General features: G+C 58.5%; 17 protein-coding genes. 5 read left to right on the top strand and 12 right to left on the bottom strand.

Annotation, left to right across the window (positions count from 1 at the left end; genetic code table 11):
* Window positions 1-37 precede the first annotated feature (37 nt).
* Together NXC24_RS27595 and NXC24_RS27590 are read left to right on the top strand one after the other, a co-directional pair.
* On the top strand, window positions 38-271 hold the full coding sequence (locus tag NXC24_RS27595) for a hypothetical protein (protein WP_104826567.1): 234 nt from the start codon (window positions 38-40) through the stop codon (window positions 269-271).
* A gap of 139 nt (window positions 272-410) precedes the next feature.
* Complete coding sequence (locus tag NXC24_RS27590; protein ID WP_104826566.1) at window positions 411-821, top strand: DUF4174 domain-containing protein; 411 nt, start codon at window positions 411-413, stop codon at window positions 819-821.
* A 261-nt stretch (window positions 822-1,082) separates the two neighbouring features.
* Here NXC24_RS27590 and NXC24_RS27585 read toward each other — a convergent pair whose 3' ends face one another.
* Together NXC24_RS27585 and NXC24_RS27580 are read right to left on the bottom strand one after the other, a co-directional pair.
* On the bottom strand, window positions 1,083-2,426 hold the full coding sequence (locus NXC24_RS27585) for a sorbosone dehydrogenase family protein (protein WP_104826565.1): 1,344 nt from the start codon (window positions 2,424-2,426) through the stop codon (window positions 1,083-1,085).
* Window positions 2,426-2,872 carry a DUF2231 domain-containing protein gene (locus NXC24_RS27580; protein WP_245464175.1) on the bottom strand — a complete coding sequence of 149 codons (447 nt, stop codon included), beginning with the start codon at window positions 2,870-2,872 and terminating at the stop codon, window positions 2,426-2,428. The genes NXC24_RS27585 and NXC24_RS27580 overlap by 1 nt, the downstream gene beginning before the upstream one ends.
* 388 nt (window positions 2,873-3,260) lie before the next feature.
* Between NXC24_RS27580 and NXC24_RS27575 the strand changes: the two genes are divergently transcribed.
* Window positions 3,261-4,277: a PAS domain S-box protein gene (locus NXC24_RS27575; RefSeq protein WP_245464174.1), complete on the top strand. Its 1,017-nt coding sequence runs from the start codon at window positions 3,261-3,263 to the stop codon at window positions 4,275-4,277.
* Window positions 4,278-4,335: 58 nt separating this feature from the next.
* Here the strand turns inward: NXC24_RS27575 and pqqE are convergent, their stop codons facing one another.
* The 10 genes from pqqE to NXC24_RS27525 form a co-directional block, all read right to left on the bottom strand.
* Window positions 4,336-5,457 carry a pyrroloquinoline quinone biosynthesis protein PqqE gene (gene pqqE / locus NXC24_RS27570; protein ID WP_104826564.1) on the bottom strand — a complete coding sequence of 374 codons (1,122 nt, stop codon included), beginning with the start codon at window positions 5,455-5,457 and terminating at the stop codon, window positions 4,336-4,338.
* The gene (gene pqqD / locus NXC24_RS27565; RefSeq protein WP_104826563.1) at window positions 5,457-5,753 is read right to left on the bottom strand and encodes a pyrroloquinoline quinone biosynthesis peptide chaperone PqqD; all 297 of its coding nucleotides are present in this window, start codon (window positions 5,751-5,753) and stop codon (window positions 5,457-5,459) included. The genes pqqE and pqqD overlap by 1 nt, the downstream gene beginning before the upstream one ends.
* The gene (gene pqqC, locus NXC24_RS27560) at window positions 5,750-6,526 is read right to left on the bottom strand and encodes a pyrroloquinoline-quinone synthase PqqC (protein WP_104826562.1); all 777 of its coding nucleotides are present in this window, start codon (window positions 6,524-6,526) and stop codon (window positions 5,750-5,752) included. Before pqqC ends, pqqD begins: the two co-directional genes overlap by 4 nt.
* On the bottom strand, window positions 6,507-7,370 hold the full coding sequence (gene pqqB / locus NXC24_RS27555) for a pyrroloquinoline quinone biosynthesis protein PqqB (RefSeq protein ID WP_245464173.1): 864 nt from the start codon (window positions 7,368-7,370) through the stop codon (window positions 6,507-6,509). The genes pqqC and pqqB overlap by 20 nt, the downstream gene beginning before the upstream one ends.
* A 55-nt stretch (window positions 7,371-7,425) precedes the next feature.
* On the bottom strand, window positions 7,426-7,536 hold the full coding sequence (pqqA, locus tag NXC24_RS27550) for a pyrroloquinoline quinone precursor peptide PqqA (RefSeq protein ID WP_104826560.1): 111 nt from the start codon (window positions 7,534-7,536) through the stop codon (window positions 7,426-7,428).
* Window positions 7,537-7,673: 137 nt separating this feature from the next.
* Window positions 7,674-9,818 (bottom strand): beta-galactosidase, encoded by a 2,145-nt coding sequence (locus tag NXC24_RS27545; RefSeq protein ID WP_104827863.1) that lies wholly within the window; start codon window positions 9,816-9,818, stop codon window positions 7,674-7,676.
* A gap of 17 nt (window positions 9,819-9,835) precedes the next feature.
* Window positions 9,836-10,981: a sn-glycerol-3-phosphate ABC transporter ATP-binding protein UgpC gene (gene ugpC, locus NXC24_RS27540; RefSeq protein ID WP_104826559.1), complete on the bottom strand. Its 1,146-nt coding sequence runs from the start codon at window positions 10,979-10,981 to the stop codon at window positions 9,836-9,838.
* 58 nt (window positions 10,982-11,039) lie between these two features.
* On the bottom strand, window positions 11,040-11,891 hold the full coding sequence (locus tag NXC24_RS27535) for a carbohydrate ABC transporter permease (RefSeq protein ID WP_104826558.1): 852 nt from the start codon (window positions 11,889-11,891) through the stop codon (window positions 11,040-11,042).
* A complete protein-coding gene (locus NXC24_RS27530) occupies window positions 11,891-12,775 on the bottom strand; it encodes a sugar ABC transporter permease (protein ID WP_104826557.1) in 885 nt (294 codons plus the stop codon). The genes NXC24_RS27535 and NXC24_RS27530 overlap by 1 nt, the downstream gene beginning before the upstream one ends.
* Before the next feature lie 69 nt (window positions 12,776-12,844).
* Window positions 12,845-14,119: an ABC transporter substrate-binding protein gene (locus NXC24_RS27525; protein ID WP_104826556.1), complete on the bottom strand. Its 1,275-nt coding sequence runs from the start codon at window positions 14,117-14,119 to the stop codon at window positions 12,845-12,847.
* A 194-nt stretch (window positions 14,120-14,313) separates the two neighbouring features.
* On the opposite strand from NXC24_RS27525, the gene NXC24_RS27520 reads away from it, so the two are divergent.
* Window positions 14,314-15,528, top strand: coding sequence for an ROK family protein (locus NXC24_RS27520; RefSeq protein ID WP_104826555.1), 1,215 nt, complete (start codon window positions 14,314-14,316; stop codon window positions 15,526-15,528).
* A 201-nt stretch (window positions 15,529-15,729) separates the two neighbouring features.
* Window positions 15,730-16,341 (top strand): TetR family transcriptional regulator, encoded by a 612-nt coding sequence (locus NXC24_RS27515; RefSeq protein ID WP_104826554.1) that lies wholly within the window; start codon window positions 15,730-15,732, stop codon window positions 16,339-16,341.
* The last annotated feature ends 114 nt before the right edge of the window (window positions 16,342-16,455 follow it).

The raw sequence follows: 16,455 nt of genomic DNA, 5'->3' as shown, positions 1-16,455 counted from the left end.
TTGGTCCAATAAACCGAATAGAACAGGAGTTTTGGTGATGACCGTTATCAAGTTTTCGAAGGCTTGGCGGGAGGAGAGCAATCCGGAGGCCGAGTTTCGCACCATCGATGACTTCGGGCGGCACATGTTTCGCTTCCTCGCCGAATACGAGTTCGACGGCCGCATCTTCAGCATCAGCTTTTGGGCGTATGACATAATCGATGCCGAGCGGCGCGTTGCGCGCATGCGGGGCGGCCTCAACCTTCAGGGACAGATTTTTTGTGAAGCGTGAAGTAACCGCTGCCGGCCTCGATCCAAGAGAGGTGCCCTCGGGAACAAGACGAGCTGCTGGCGGATTTATATGTCTGACACCTCATAGCTTGAATTTCACGCAGCAATGCTGCGCAGCATTTCCACAAGGAGAATTTCCGATGCTCAGGTCCCTGTTCAGAGAATTCGCTGGGGCAGGCGGCAAATTGGATGATCCCTGTCCCAGCCTCGCATCGTTTCGCAACAGGTGTAACGTCCTCGTGATCTTCGAGGGCTCCAATGATGACCGGCCAATCAGGCAGGAAGAGGAGCTGCTGCATCACGAAAGGAACCTGACCGATCGTGACGTGGCCGTGCTGAGGGTCGCCGGTGGAGGCGTCTTTCAGCTCTTCGAGGAGCCGTATGAGCTCAATGCCGACGACATCCGCCGTGACCTGCAAGGTCCGGCCGATGACGAATTCGAAATGGTGTTGGTCGGATTGGACGGTATGACCAAACTGAGATCCTATGCGCCCCTGCCGACTATCGTCATTCTGGGCGTTCTCGATGCGCTTCCCCCGTCAACGTCATAATTGAAGCGATGAAAGACCGGCATTGAGGGCCATCGGTTCGTGACGGAATATCCAGGAATGCCTGATGTGGGAGGTTTTGATGACAAGCTCTGAAAGGAGAGGTGGACCGCGCAGACGGCGACGGGCGTTAGCAGAAGGGACAAGTTCCACGCGATCCGGCTTTCGAACCAACGGCGGCATTGAAGGTTCCCGGACGGAAAAAGAAAATCGCACGCTCGCCGGCTTGACGACCGAATTATTCTTTGTGCTCAGGTGAAAGGCTTACCGGCCCGAGGCCGTTACGCGCCAAACGGTATTGCCGACATCATCAGCAACCAGCAGCGCGCCGGCTTTGTCAACCGCCAGACCCACGGGGCGGCCGCGGGCCTCGTTATTGGCATTCAGAAAGCCGGTGACGACATCCTGTGGCATCCCATTGGGGTGCCCGTCGCGAAACGGCACGAAGATCACTTTGTATCCATTGAAATTGTAACGATTCCAGCTCCCATGCTCTCCAACGAACGCGCCGCCACGATAGGCTTCAGGCAGGTTGGTGCCGGTGTAAAATGCCATGCCGAGAGGCGCCACATGCGAGCTCAGCGCATAGTCGGGCACGATTGCCTTGGCGACCAGATCAGGTCGCTGCGGCATGACTCGGGGGTCGACATTCTGACCGTAATAGCTGTAGGGCCAGCCGTAAAATCCGCCCTCCTTCACCGAGGTCATATAATCCGGCACGAGATTAGGGCCCAATTCGTCGCGTTCGTTGACGACAGTCCAAAGCGCCTGCGTCTGCGGCTCCCAGCTTAGACCGTTCGGATTCCTGAGCCCGTCCGCGAAAATGCGCGAATGTCCCGTCGCCCGATCAACTTCCCAGATGGACGCACGGTCTTTTTCGGCCTGGATGCCGTTTTCCGTAATGTTGCTGTTGGATCCGACGCCGACGAAGAGCAACGATCCATCGGGGCTGGCGAGAAGGCTCTTGGTCCAGTGATGATCGATGGGACCGCCGGGCAGATCAGTGAGTTTCGTACCCGGTTCGGTAATGCTCTTCTCGCCCGGCTTATAGGGATAGCGCATGATCGCGTCGGTGTTGGCGACATAGAGATCGTTGCCGACGAGTGCGACGCCGAAGGGCGAATTGAGATGGTCGAGGAGCACGTTCTTGACCTCTGCGACGCCGTCACCGTCGGCGTCCCGCAGCAGAGTGATGCGGTTGCTTACTTCATTGCCATCACCCGACGTCGCAAGCGATTCAATCCACCCCATAATGAAGTCTTTTGGACGTTTTGCGGATGCCTCCGGCGGTGCAATCGATTCAACTGCAAGCACGTCCCCGTTCGGCAGCAAATAAACCGAACGCGGATGCTTTAGGTCCGTTGCGAATGCCTGGATTTGCATCCCTTGCGCGACCGTCGGCTTCTCGCCGTTCTTCCATCCGACGACGGAGGCGACATGCATCGGAGGGATTAGATATTGCGTTTGGGCCGGCAGCACCGGATTTGGTCCGATCTCCGCGCTCGGGTCCGGCTCGTCACGGCTGCAGCCGGAAAGGACCAGCATCGTGCCGCATACGAGCGCTACTCCCTTGAAGCGCGTTGTCACATTCGTCCGATTGTTGAACATCAGTCGACTCCCACATGGTAACGGTAGACGAGCGCCCATCCCATCCAGCCGGTGAAGAGGATAATCGCCACCACCACGGCGGAAAGGATGAGACCCGTGGGGACAACTGAGGTCCAGGCGTCGCGGCTGTGCACCAGGGCGTTGAAGAAGGATAGGATCAGAACGAGGACATTGCCCAAAACATGCGGCCAGGCGGGCCAAAGCGCTCGAATGAGCCGGTCGCCGAGGAAATCGATCAGACCTGCAATGGCTGCGAGCAGGCCCATCAACAAGCCGGCCGTCAACAACCACGCAGAGAAATTTGCCCACATCATTTCGGCCGTTCGCCAGTAAGCCAGATCCGTCAAGAGAGTGCCGACGAAGCAGGCGATTGGGTAAGGCACCAGCATGGGATGAATTGGATGTTTGGCGATCCGAGCAGTCGAGTGAAGGGCTTGATTGGTCATATCGATTTGCCATAATGCTAGTTGGAATGCGTATCGAACATCTGCAGAAACCCGTTGTTCCCGGAGCCCTTCTCATCGATCTGCGAATCACGCAATTGCGATTGCCGAAGGGTTGATCAGCGGCCGATCCGCAGACGATGCGCGAATGCACGCAGCCTCGATATCAGACGCGGCAACAGCGGCGTTGAACTGTCGAGCGGCGGCAATACTGGTTGTGGCTACCTTCGCGTGTGGACAGGGTGGGTCCGTTACGACCTCTACCGTCCGGGAGATGATGATGGGGAAAGGAAAGGCGATGATGGCCGACGAAACGGTTTCTTTGGCCTCCGTGTCAGCATCAGATTCCGAGGGGGCAGCGAACGAAATCGAACCTACTCCGAGTAGAAGCTTGAGCGAGAATCTCACCCACCAATTGGGCCCGCATGCACCTTCGGCAGATGCCTGGCTGGTTGCGATTGTTGAAAATTCCGATGACGCGATCATCAGCAAGACCCTCGGCGGCATCATCACGAGCTGGAACCTGGGCGCCGAACGCCTGTTCGGATTTACGGGGGCAGAAATGATTGGCCAGCCGATTACCGTTCTGATCCCGGATGAGCGACTTCACGAGGAAACAACGATCATAGGGCGAATCCGTCAAGGCGAACGGGTCGATCACTATGAAACGGTGCGCCGGCGCAAGGATGGCAGCCTGGTCGATGTCTCCCTTACCGTGTCGCCGATCCGCAATGGGGACGGGGCGATTATCGGAGCGTCGAAGATCGCCCGGGACATTTCCGAGCGCAAACGTGAGCGCGAACGCCAGACGCTGCTCCTGCGGGAGATGAACCATCGTATCAAGAACCTGTTCGCGATCACCAATGCGCTTATCACCATGAGCCAGCGATCGGCCACGAGCGCGCAGGATCTCGCCGACAATCTGCGCAGACGGATCGTTTCCTTGGCTCGCGCTCATGATCTGACATTGCCGGATCTTTCCGGAGATGTAACTGCTCGATCGTCGACCAGCCTCTTTTCCCTCTTTGACGCGGTTCTGGCCGTTCATCGGGAGGATGACCGGCAGAGAATACAGATTCATGGCTCGGATGCCCCGGTTGGAGGTTCCGCGCTGACATCCTTGGCATTGCTGCTACATGAATTCGCGACCAACGCGATGAAATACGGCGCGCTTTCCCTTCCAGAGGGACAGATCACGATCGAGCTGGTGACGGACGGCGAGCTCAGTCTCATCTGGACAGAAACCGGGGGCCCGGCTGTTACGGCGCCTGGGCCGAGCTCCGGCTTCGGATCCCAGCTTGAGCGGGTGACCGTCGAAGGATCGCTCAATGGATCGATCACGCGGGAATGGAGGCCGGAAGGGCTTCGAATTCATTTGCGCGTCCCGATTGACAACCTGACCCGCTGATATCGCTCGGCACACGAAGCGCCGGGCATCCGACTTTAGCTGACGGCGCTATGCACGATCATGCACGCCCTCGATAAATAAAGGCAGGCGGTTCGCTTAGGCCATCCGCCTCCGCCTGGTCCAAGATATGTGTATGCAGCGGCGAACGGATACAGACGGGATCGGTTGCATCTGCATGACCCGCAAGTGCCATAGCCTGGCAGCGACAGCCGCCATGATCGATGTGTTTGCGGGCGCAACTGCGGCAGGGTTCCTGCATCCAATCCTCGCCGCGATAGGCGTTGAAAGCGCTGCTGCGATACCAGATTTCCGCCAGTGGCTTGTTACGCACATTGTCGAATGTGAGGAACGGAATCGTCTCGGCGGCGTGGCAAGGCAGTACGCGCCCCGACGGGGTAATGTTGAGCCCGGTGCGGTCCCAGCCTCCCATGCAATCCTTTGGATAGCGCGAATGGTGATCGGCGGGAACGTAATCGATGACGAGGATGCCCTCCAGCCTTCTGCGCTCTTCCTCGATAAGCGCCTTCGTCCTTTCGACCTGTGCGCACGTCGGCATCAAAGCAGCGCGGTTTTTTTCGGCCCATCCATGGAATTGCACGGTCGCGACCTCTATCCGGCGCGCACCTAGCTTGACTGCCAATGCGATCATATCGCCAACCTGATGTATATTTTGTTTGTGGCAAACAGCATTGACGGTCAGTGGAATGCCAATCTCGCCTATCCAGCCGGAGACCGCCAGTTTGCGGGCATAGCCGCCTGCGTAGTTGCTGACATGGTCGGCTACCTCCACAGTCGCACCCTGGATCGAAAGCTGGATGTGATCCAATCCGGCATTGGCCAGTTCGGCGAGGCGAAGCTGCGTCAATCCAATGCCGGAGGTGATGAGATTGCTGTAGAGACCGCAAGAAGCAGCTCCCGCCGTCAGGGCGACCAGATCGCGACGGGCGGCCGGTTCGCCGCCGGACAGGTGCAGATGCAGGACGCCCAATTTAGCCGCCTGCCTGAAGGCGGCAATCCATTCTTCCGTTGCCAGTTCGTGCCGGTTTTGCGTCAGCTCCAGCGGATTGGAGCAATAGGGGCAGGCAAGCGGGCAGCGATGCGTCAATTCCGCCAGCATGGCGATCGGTGGCGGCGCAGCGATGATGCGCTGCTTCTCATCTCCTTGAAGATACTCGCTCATCAGCTTAACTCCAGCATCCGCCTGGTTGCGAACTCGCGGACGAAGGCAATCATGTCGTTGAGGATCTCATCCTTCGGCGCCTGAAATTCCTGCGCAAATCCGGCGGCGATTTCATCCAGCGTTCTCACGCCGTCGAGGGCCTTGATGATCGCCACCGCAATCTCGTCGAGCGCGAGCGCGCGTTCGGGTGCAAGCAGGATCGTCTGCCCGCGAGCGGCATCCTCGCGGAGCCTGACCCCACGCGCGAGCCCGGCGATTGTCAGTCCATCGATCTTGGGGGCACCCTCTTCGCTCATGATGCTCTCCCCTCGTTCTCCCCTTCCTGCATAGCGGTCACACCTTCGCGGCCATCCCAGCCGCCGGGCGGAATGTGTCCCGGACTGACATAGGCATGGGAGAGCGCATCGAGCTGCGACCACAGGACATCAGTCTTGAACGTCAGCGCAGCGACAGTCGCATCCTGCTTTTCAAGCGTGTCGGCGTGATCGAGAACATAGTTGAGACCGAACGCAACTTCTTTCGGCGCTTCGTTGAGGCGCTGCCGGAAGTATGCGAGCGCGCCTTCATTGGCGAAGGCATAATGTTCGATCAGGCCGGCGATGCGGTGGGCGTGGATAGCCGGGGCGAACATCTCCGTCAGCGACGAGGCGACCGCTTCCAGCATCGGCTTCTCGCGGACGAAATGAACATAGGCATCCACGGCAAATCGCGTGCCAGCAAGCACGCCGCGCATCGAGGCAACATAGTCTGGATCCAGGCTTACGGCCTCGGCGAGCTTCAACCAGCGGCGAATCCCACCTCCATCTTCAATGCCGCCATCGTGATCCTCGATGCGCTTGCGCCATGCCCGCCGCAACTGCGGATCCTCGCAGCGCGACAAGAAGGCGGCATCCTTCATCGGAATATGGCTCTGATAGTAGTACCGGTTGATGACCCAGGCTCGGACCTGCGTCATGTCGCATTGGCCCGCGTGCAGTTGCTGGTGAAATGGATGCTTGTCGTGATAGCGAGCCTCGCCCACTGCGCGCAGGCGCGCCTCGAACGCTTCTCTATCGGCAGCCTGTCGCAAGCGTGACCTCCATTCCGTCATAGCCGACGGCGAAACCGTGTCGCTCAAGTTGCGCTCGTTCCGCTCCGGCCCGCCAAACAGGGTTGGTATTGTTGACGTGAATATAGATGCACCGCCCGATCGGCAGACGCGACAGTGCCTCGAGGCTGCCGCCGGGACCGCTGATCGGGACATGTCCCATTCGCCGTCCCGTCTTCTGGCCGGTGCCCATCCGGATCATCTCGTCATCGGTGAACACCGTGCCATCGAAGAATAGCAGTTCCGCGCCAGCAATCCGATCCGCCAAGGCCACGCTTACACCGCCGCAACCGGGAATGTAGAGGACACGCTGCGCGCCAATGCGGAATTCGACGCCCACGGTCTGCTCGCTTTCGACCCCGAGTTCCGGCTCATCCTTTTCGAGATAGAGCGGAACCTTGCCGGCGACGGCGAAGAGCCTCGCCTCCAGATCATCGAGCGGAAAAAATGGCGTTTCGAGCTCGATCGGATTTTGGCGCACATGAAGAGGATCGAGCACCCCGTAAATCGGATTTTGCTCCAACGTCTCCAGCAAAGCGCGGGTCGCGAACAGCTCGAAGGGCTGCTTTTCCCGCAATGTCAGCAGACCGGCGACATGGTCGATATCGCCGCTCGTCAGCATAATGCTTTTGAAGGGGCTGTCGCGTAATTCCTGCGGCCACAGCTCAGGCTGATTGCGCAACTGCTGGCAGATATCCGGGGACGCGTCCACGACCAGCCAAGCGCGACCATCGACGCTCACGGCCAATGACGCTTGCGTCTGCGGAGCAAGATCGCCCAGCCGCGCCGCCACACAGGTCGGACAACCGCAGTTCCACTGCGGCAAGCCTCCGCCTGCGGCAGCACCTAGGACAAGAAATCGGGTCGTCAACCTGTTGCTTTCAAATGATCAAGGATAAGAACAGCACCGGCTCGGAACCATCGGCGGGCGCATACCGGTTAATTTCCATGCCGCAGCTTACCTCTACGAATTTCGGAACATGCCACTTCATAGATCCATCCTTTCATAAGAATCTGTAGGGCAAAACTCAGCGCCGACCGGACAGTTCAGCCGATCGTCATGTTCCTAATCTCGTTTGCGCTATCCCGTTCCCGCTTTCCCCGATCACATTAAGTTGCTCGACGCGGCTCAATGCTCCAATTCGATGATGGCGCAGTCATAGCCAGCGAGATCGAGACCGCCCACAACGGCTTTTCCACTATCGAGAAGGTTCTTGCCGGGCGCCACGGCGGTGAGGCTTGCGGGCTGATCGGTGTAGTTTTGGATGAACAGTAGCCTGCGTTCGTCATTCATGCGCATGGTGACCTCGACGCCATCAGGAAGATCGTCCACCAGCGGCTGCACACCTGCCGCCGGGAACAGCCGTTCGGCCAGTGCAGCCGTCAGCTCGGGCGTGAGATAGGTGCCGACATAGACGACCTGACCCTTGCCGACCTTGCGCGACGTCGCCATGGGTAGACCGTCCGCATAGCGATTGGACCAGGCGGAGACGATCTCGACATCCGGGTCGACCAAGAGATTTTCGTAGAAGTGCCCGGCGGGCAGTTCCTGGTTGCCGATCTTGAAACGGCGCGTCCTGCGATGGGATTCAGCGGGCTTGTTTGGCGGCACCACCAGGCCACCGGATCGTTCCATCACGTCGAACAGTCCGTTGGCGCCCGGGGCAGCAAGACGACCGAAGTCTTCGACCCGTACGCCAGTGAGGTTGGAAAGAGACGTGCCCGGGGCCGTCTGCCGGATGACGTGATTGTCCTCATTCCGCGTTCCGGTACGTGCGCCGATAACGACAGTGCCGCCCTGCTCCGCGAACGCTTTGAGTTTTTCGGTCCATTCATCCTTCCACATCACCCAATGCGGAACATAGAACAGCTTCAGCTTCGACAGATCATCCTCAGGATGGATGAAGCCGCAAGCGATGCCGCGATCGTAGCAATATTGATGCAGAAGAACCGCGTCGTCCTGCGGGCTTGGCAGTCCGATTGCGTAGGTCTTATGGGCTTCCTGATTGTCAAAGTCCGAGCCGGCGATGCCTACATCCATGCGAACATAGGTACCCAGGATCTTGTCCTTCAGCGCCGTCATTTCGGTCGCAAACTGCTTGGCTTCCTCATAGCGATGGCGCCCGACGTCGTCGTGGTCGATGATGCCCATCCAGTAGATCTCGGCGCCGAAATGGGCCGGACGCCAGCGGAAGAACATCAACCCGTCCGCGCCGTGTGCGACCGATGACATGGCCATGCGCCGAAGCTCGCCCGGCTCTGGCGTCAGCGTGCAGAAGCCCGGCTGGCTGCCGAAGCCGGACTGTTGCTCCGGCACGATGTAGTTCCCCGAAAAGCCGCGGCATATATCCAGGTGCAGTGCCTGAACCTTTGCGTGATTTCCGATGCGCTGAAACTCATCGTAGAGCATCGGATAGATGTCGTAGCCGACGAAATCGAGATCCGTGGTGAACTGACCGCGGAAGTCGATATCCCGCAAGCCGCCGAGATTGTGGAAGACGAACCACGACGGGTTCGTGGCCCGCAGGATCTCGACCTGATCGTGCTGAAACCGTGCGGTCGCAAACGCAAGGAAGCGGTGGTAATCCTGCACATGGCCGGGACTGGGGAAGGTCGGGCCGAATTCGATCGGAAGCACGACCTGGTCGAAACTATCATAGGCAGTTGCCCAGAAGTCACCGCCCCATGCAGCGTTCAGCTTGCCAATATCGCCGTACTTCTCGGCGAGAAAGATCTGAAATTCGCTCAATGTCCCCTTTGAATAGCTCTCCGGCATGCTCGTGTTTAGCTCATTGTCGGTCTGCCAGCCGACAACATGCGGATTGTTTCGATAGTGTTCGGCCATTGTCTTGGTAATGCGCCGGCTGTGTTCGCGGAACACAGGGCTTGCCGTATCGCAATGCTGACGCGATCCATGGCTCATGGGACGGCCTTTGCCGTCCACGCGCAGGATCTCCGGATGAGCAACGGTCAGCCAGCGCGGCGGCGTGGCCGTAGGCGTGCACATGATGGTATCGATCCCGTGCCGCCCGAGCATGGCTATGGCGCGGTCGAACAGATCAAAATCAAAGGTGCCAAGCCTGGGCTCGAGGATATGCCAGGCGAATTCCGCCATTCTCACCACGTTGAAGCCCGCCTTCGCCATGCGTTCGGCATCGCGCTCCCAGTAGCTTTCGTCGACATGCTCGGGATAATGCGGGGCACCGACGAGAAAGCGGTCGGTTTTAACGGTATTCCAAGCGGATGGGGTCGCAGCAATGTTCTTGTCAGACACGGTCTTATTTCCCGAATTCATTTGTCTATGATGGTTTTGCGGGCACTGATCGTGCGTCCGCCGATCGATGAGAAGAGATAGAGCTCCCTGGCGTCGAGCTTCAGAGCCACAGCCTGGCCAGATGTGAACGGCGCGACATAGCTAAGCTGGACGGTGATATTTCCGGTGCCGCTTTCCGAGGCGATGGTACGCAGGCTGCCGGCATCAACATAGAGGATGGTCTCGCGACCGAGGTGCTCAACCAGTTGCACCTGCCCTTCGATCGCACCACCATGCGCGACGTCGGTGACGATCGATATGTTTTCCGGCCGGACACCCAGCGTCAGATCGGCGCCCTTCTGCAGGGCCACTCCATCGGACAATTCGACCGTCAGCGGGACGATGCCTGGAGCAGAGACCCGAACCTCTCGACCGGAGACTTCGTCCACGGTTACGGCAAGGAAGTTCATTCTCGGAGCCCCAAGGAAGCCCGCAACGAAGAGATTTTCCGGATTTCGGTAGAGCTCCAGCGGTGAGCCTACCTGTTCGATCACACCCTGGTTCAGCACCACGATCCGGCTCGCCATGGTCATGGCCTCCACCTGATCGTGGGTTACGTAGACCATGGTCGCGCCGAGTTCCGTATGCAGGCTGCTCAATTCGACGCGCATCTGCGTCCTCAGCGCCGCGTCGAGATTCGAGAGTGGTTCATCGAAGAGGAACACGTCGGGAGAACGGGTAATGGCACGGCCGATGGCAACGCGCTGCCGCTGGCCGCCGGATAATTGCTTGGGCCGCTTCTCAAGCTGATCGGTGATGCGCAGGATCTTGGCGGCGCGTGCGACGGCGGCATCGATTTCTGCCTTGGGCCGCTTGGCCATGCGCAGGCCAAAGCCCATGTTCTCCGCCACGGTCATATGCGGGTAAAGGGCATAGGACTGGAAAACCATGGCGATGCCACGATCCCCCGGCTCTTCCTTGCTGACGTCGCGGCCATTGATCAGGATCTGGCCGGACGAAATCCCTTCCAGACCGGCAATGGTCTTAAGCAGGGTCGACTTGCCGCAGCCGGAAGGTCCGACCATGACGATGAACTCGCCCTGCTCCACGGCAAGGTCGATCCCGCGCAATGCATGGTATGCACCATAGTTCTTATTGATCTGTCGCAGTTCGAGGCTGGTCATGTTTCCTGGCTCTCTGCTGTTGGACTCTTGAGTTCTGGGAAAGGAAATGCCGTCTCGCTCATCCTTTGACGGCCCCCATGGTCAGACCGGCGATGAAATGGCGCTGCATGAGGAAGAACATGACGACAGGCGGCACCGCGACGACGATCGTGCCTGCCGAGATGAGGTTCCATGCCGAAACCCATTCCCCGCGCAGATTGGCCAGACCGGCAGTCACGGGCTTCACGGAGTCGCTGACCGTCAGCACCACCGCCCAGAAGTAGTCGTTCCAGATGAACGTAAAGATCAGAATGGCCAACGCCGCGAGAGCCGGCCGGACCAGCGGCACCGCAACATGTATCAGCGTCTGGATAGGTGTCGCGCCTTCCGCGCGGGCAGCCTGAAAGAGTTCATCGGGCAAGGCCGCGATGAAATTCCGCATGAAAAGCGTCGCAAATCCTGTCTGGAAGGCAACGTGGAAGATGATCAGCGCCGACGTCGTATCGATGAGATTCAGCCGCACCATAAGATCGCGCACGGGGATCATCATGATCTGGTGCGGCAGGAAATTGCCGCCGACGAAGAGCGCAAAGATCAGCATATTGCCCGGAAAGCGGTAGCGGGAGAGAACAAAGCCCGCGAGCGTGCTCAGAACCAGGACGCCGATTACCGAAGGAATGGTAATCGTTAGGCTGTTCAGGAAATACTGGGCCATCGGGGTCTGGGTGAAGACCGCGGTATAATTATCGATCAGACCAAGCTCGGTCGGCCACCCCCACAGATTGCCACTCATGACATCGGTCGTCGAACGGAACGACGTCAGGATGATCGCAAACAGAGGGCAGAGCCAAAGCAGGAGAACAAGCAGCACCGCCAGCACATAAAACCGTCGCTGCCAGATGGCTGTTTCCGGAATAGGGCGAGGATACATCAGCCACCTCTCTCTTCTGTGCGAATGATGCGTGACAGGTACCAGGCGATGAATGCGGCCATGATCACGAAGAGAACGGATGCGATCGCCGCTCCGTAGCCGAAGCGATAGGAGAAGATCGATTGCTCGTACATCTGATAGGCCAGCACGGAAGACGATCCGAACGGGCCGCCGGCCGTCATGACGGAGATCATGTCAAAGGATCGAAGCGCGCCGACCACCGTCACCGCGATGGCGATGAAGGTCACCTGCGTCAGTTGAGGCAGGACGATGTGCCAAAGCATGTTCCATCCCCTCGCCCCGTCCACGCGGCCAGCACCTATGAGCTCCTCGCTCAGATTGTTCAGCCCCGCGAGATAGAGAACCATGCAGAACGTGACCTGCGGCCAAAGTGCTGCGATGACGATCGCAAACGTCACGAAATGCTCGTCCGAAAGAACGGCTGGGGCGGTCGCGCCAAATGCCTTGAAGATCAGGGCAAGAAGTCCGAACTCCGGCGTATAGACCCATGTGAACACGATCCCGACTGTGACCGAAGCCAGCACCAGCGGGATGAAGAACAGCGACTTCAGGAAGCGCATGCCCCTTATTTTCTGATTGACCAGCAATGCTATGGCCAGCCCGAGCGGCGGTGCGGCCATGAACATGATCAGCCAGATGAGATTGTTCTTCAGCGAAACGTAAAATTGCGGATCATTGTAGAGTTCGATGTAGTTCCCGAAACCGATCCAGTTCATCGGGCCGAAGCCGTCCCACTCGTGAAAACTGATCCAGACGCTCCGCACGGCCGACAACAGGATGACCGTGAAAAAGAGCAGGATCGCCGGCGCGATAAGCAAAGTGGGAGTGAGCCACCAACGTTGGCGGCGCCAAATCATCAACATATCCAGAGCCTCATTGGAGTTATGAGGGAGCGGAAGCGCGCTTCCGCTCCCCGGTCACCGGGAGGAGAACTAGAGTTTGTAGATGCGCTTGCGGGTCCCTTCGAGGCGCTGAAGAATGGAGTCGCGCCGATCAGGCTTCGCCATGAATTCCTGGAAGCCGACAAGGCCGGCCTGGGCCATATCGGGGTCGCTGTCGCGATCGTAATACTGAGAAGCTCCCTGCAGCTTCTTCAAGGTCTCGACTGCCACGTTGACGAGCGGGTCCTTGCTGGGCGGAAGATCGTTGCGCGGTGGTACGTTTCCGCCGGGCTCCAGATAGGCCGCGAGATTTTCCGGTTTATAGAAATAGGCAAGGAATTCGCGAGCGCCCTGCTTGTTCTTCGCGTTTGCGGGAATATGGATCGAATTGACCGAGAATTCTTCGAAGTGACCGACCTTCGGGTCCAGAACCGGGAAAGTGGCATAGGACAGTTGCGGCAAATCCTCGGCGGTGAAGGCAGACTTCAAAAAGGCGCCGAGATTCATCATGCCGGCCTTTTTCTGGGCAAGCAGCGCTGCGGCCTCCTGCCAGCCGAATGACGTGTGATTGGCGGTGAAGAACTCCTTGTTGATCATCCCTTCCCATTGATCGAAAACCGGCTTCAGGGATGGGTCGAGATAGCTCATCTCGCCGTTCATCAGCGCCATGTGCTTGTCGAGGCCATTGATGCGCAGGTTCATTTGATCGAACCAGCCGGCAGCCGGCCAAAGCTCCTTGGTTCCCATGGCGATCGGCGTGAGACCGGCGGCCTTGCACTTGTCGCCGTAAGCCACAAATTCCTCGGCCGTCGTCGGCACAGTCAGGCCATGCTGATCGAAGACATCCTTACGGTAGAACATCCCCCAAAGGGTGCCGCCGGTCGGCAGGCCATATTGCTTGCCTTCGACCGTAACCGTTCCCGTCGTTGCGCCGAGCACATCCTTGTATTTTTCCTTCTCGAACAGATCGGAAATATCATCGAACAGGCCGCGTTTTACGAAAGCACGCATGCGATTGCCCGAAAACCACGTGCAAATGTCAGGCGCACCGGCAACAAGGTAGTTGCGAATGGCCGTCTTGTGGGCCTCGTGATCCATGTTGTTGATGACGACGCTGACCCCGGCTTCCTTTCCGAAAGCCTCGGCGATTTTCTTCAGCGCTGCAAGCGCCTCCGCATTGTTCTCCGCCGAGATCACCGTGACCTTCTGCGCCTGGGCAATAGCGGGTGCCGACAGGCCGCCCGCCAAAGCGGCCGCTGATATTGCGCCTGCGCCCTTCAGGAAATTGCGGCGGGTGGACGGAAAGATTTGTTTTGAATGCACCATTGAATTCCTCCCAGTTGATCCATCAACACGTCCTGGCGAGCCCCTCCTCCTCGGGATGCAAGCCAGGCATTCAACGCGCCGATTTGTCGCTATTCTCAGGGCGGAAACCGCTTCCGGAGTTGATCGGCGGGTGAACTTATGCATAGATTGCGGGAGCTTTGCAATAATTAATTTACAAAATTAAGGAACGGAAGTTGAAGCTAAAAGGCGACCAGAGCACTGCAAGGGCGCTAAATCGACGCCTGATCCTCAATCTCCTGCGGAGAGAGGGACCGAGAAGCCGCGCCGATATCGCGACAGTCACAGGGCTAAGCCCTGCGGCTGTGACGTTCGTTGTCGGCGACTTGTGCGAGGAAGGCATCGTTGTCGAAGGCCAAGCCGTAACCGGCCTCACCGGCAGGCGCCCGATCCCGGTACAGATCAACTATGAGCACGGGCTCGTGGTCGGGTTCAAGTTGATGGTGGATTCCGTCGAATGCGTCGCAACAGACCTTGCGACCAATCCCGTGGCGGCCATGCGGATCCCCCTTGCCGGTCACCAGCCGGACTACGTTGCCGACCTGCTGGCCAGCACTGTTCCCGAAATGGTCAAGCTCGCCGGACGACCGCATGCCAAGCTGGCAGGGATCGGCATCTCCATGCCCGGCGTTATCAATGATGAACAGACCGCATGCGTCCGCAGTCATCGCTTCAATTGGGACAATGTTCCCCTCGCCTCGCTTGTGGCGAATCGCGCCAACGTGCCGGTCTGGCTGGAAGACGACACCAACGCCTATGCCATCGCCCAGCAACTTTTTGGCTTGGGGAGGCAGCATCGCAACATGGCCGTTCTCGCTGTCGGCGTCGGCATAAGCTGCGCGCTCGTCATCGAGGGAAAGCTCTATCGCGGCGCAAATGGTGCGGCCGGCAAGTTCGGGCATACGCTTTATGAAGAAAATGGCCGGATATGCGAATGCGGCAAACGCGGCTGTCTGATGGCATATCATTCCGAAGCGTCGATCTTGCGACGTTGGCGCGAGGCAACCGGACATGGCGAGGATCGAGGCCTTCCTGAACTGCGCAGCGCTTTGGCTGCCGGCGATCCGACGGCAGTCGCGCTTGTCGAACATTCCGGCAAAAGCATAGGAACGGCGCTCGCCAATCTCGTCAATGTCACGGACCCGGAAGTCATCGTTGCCGGCGGCGAAGCCGTCTCGCTTGGCGAACATTTTCTCGGACCACTTCGGGAAGCCCTTGCCGCCAGGACCTTCAGAACGGCGCCTCCCCTGCTTCCGGACTGGGAAGATAATTCTTGGGCCCGCGGCGCGGCCGCTCTGGTAACCCAAAGAATGTTTGATTTTGAATCATCGAGCGGCTTTACCGACATTAGCCGGACATATACCGGCAGCACGCAGAAATCCGCCAGGTAGCCGGGCTTGCCGCCCCAAGAAGGAGCGGCTTTGTTCGAACGAGGGCCGCCTTCGAGGTCGTCGGTGACCGCGCGCCGTAACAGCCGTAGAATAACCGGGGAAAACATCGCGCAAGGTAACGGTGTTGTAAGCACAATAATCGACGTTATGACTATTGTGACAGAGCTGAAGGGGCGCGGCGCGGAAATTGGAGGGGAATGAATGAGACGCACAAAGGAGGAAGCGGCTGAAACCAGACGTGAGATATTACGCTCGGCGGAGGCGCTGTTTCTCGACAACGGCTACGAAAATGTCACGCTGGACGAAATAGCCTCGGCGGCCGGTGTTACCCGCGGCGCAGTTCACTGGCATTTCAAGAACAAGCAAGGTCTCTTGTTTTCGATCCGCGACAAGGCGCAGCAGCCCTTCCAGGAACTTGCGGAGCGAATTGCCGAAGGACATCCGCCCAATCCGCTTGAGCTGCTCATAGATACGATTTCGGCGACGTTCGCAGAGCTTCAGCAGGAGCCTCGCAAACGCGGGCTACTGAAAGTCATCATGTATCTCGACATGGCATTTTGTGATGATGCGGCGGACAGCACGGACTCATTCCGGCATGATATGCAGGAGCATTTTGCGAGAATTTTCCACTCCATGGATGCCGACAAGCCGTTGCCTCCGCCGTGGTCGGCAGATACCGCCGCTTCCGCTTTGACTGCGGTCATTGGAGGATTGGTCGCCGAATGGGCTCTCGATAAAGGCGATTTTGAATTGGTTCCCTGTGGGCAAGCTCTTATCAAAATGATCCTGACCACATGGTTTCCGACGCATTAGGTAGGCGACAGCGGAGCGCCTAGTGAAAAGGGTTCGGCAGGGAAAGCCGAACCCTTTCCGTATTTGATCGGAGGTCAACCGATCAGTGTGAGAAGCCCACAGGATTGGAAACCG

Source organism: Rhizobium sp. NXC24, from assembly GCF_002944315.1.
In the GTDB taxonomy this organism is placed as follows: domain Bacteria; phylum Pseudomonadota; class Alphaproteobacteria; order Rhizobiales; family Rhizobiaceae; genus Rhizobium.
Note: the sequence above shows the minus strand (reverse complement) of the source record. Positions and strands in the feature narration are given on the sequence as shown.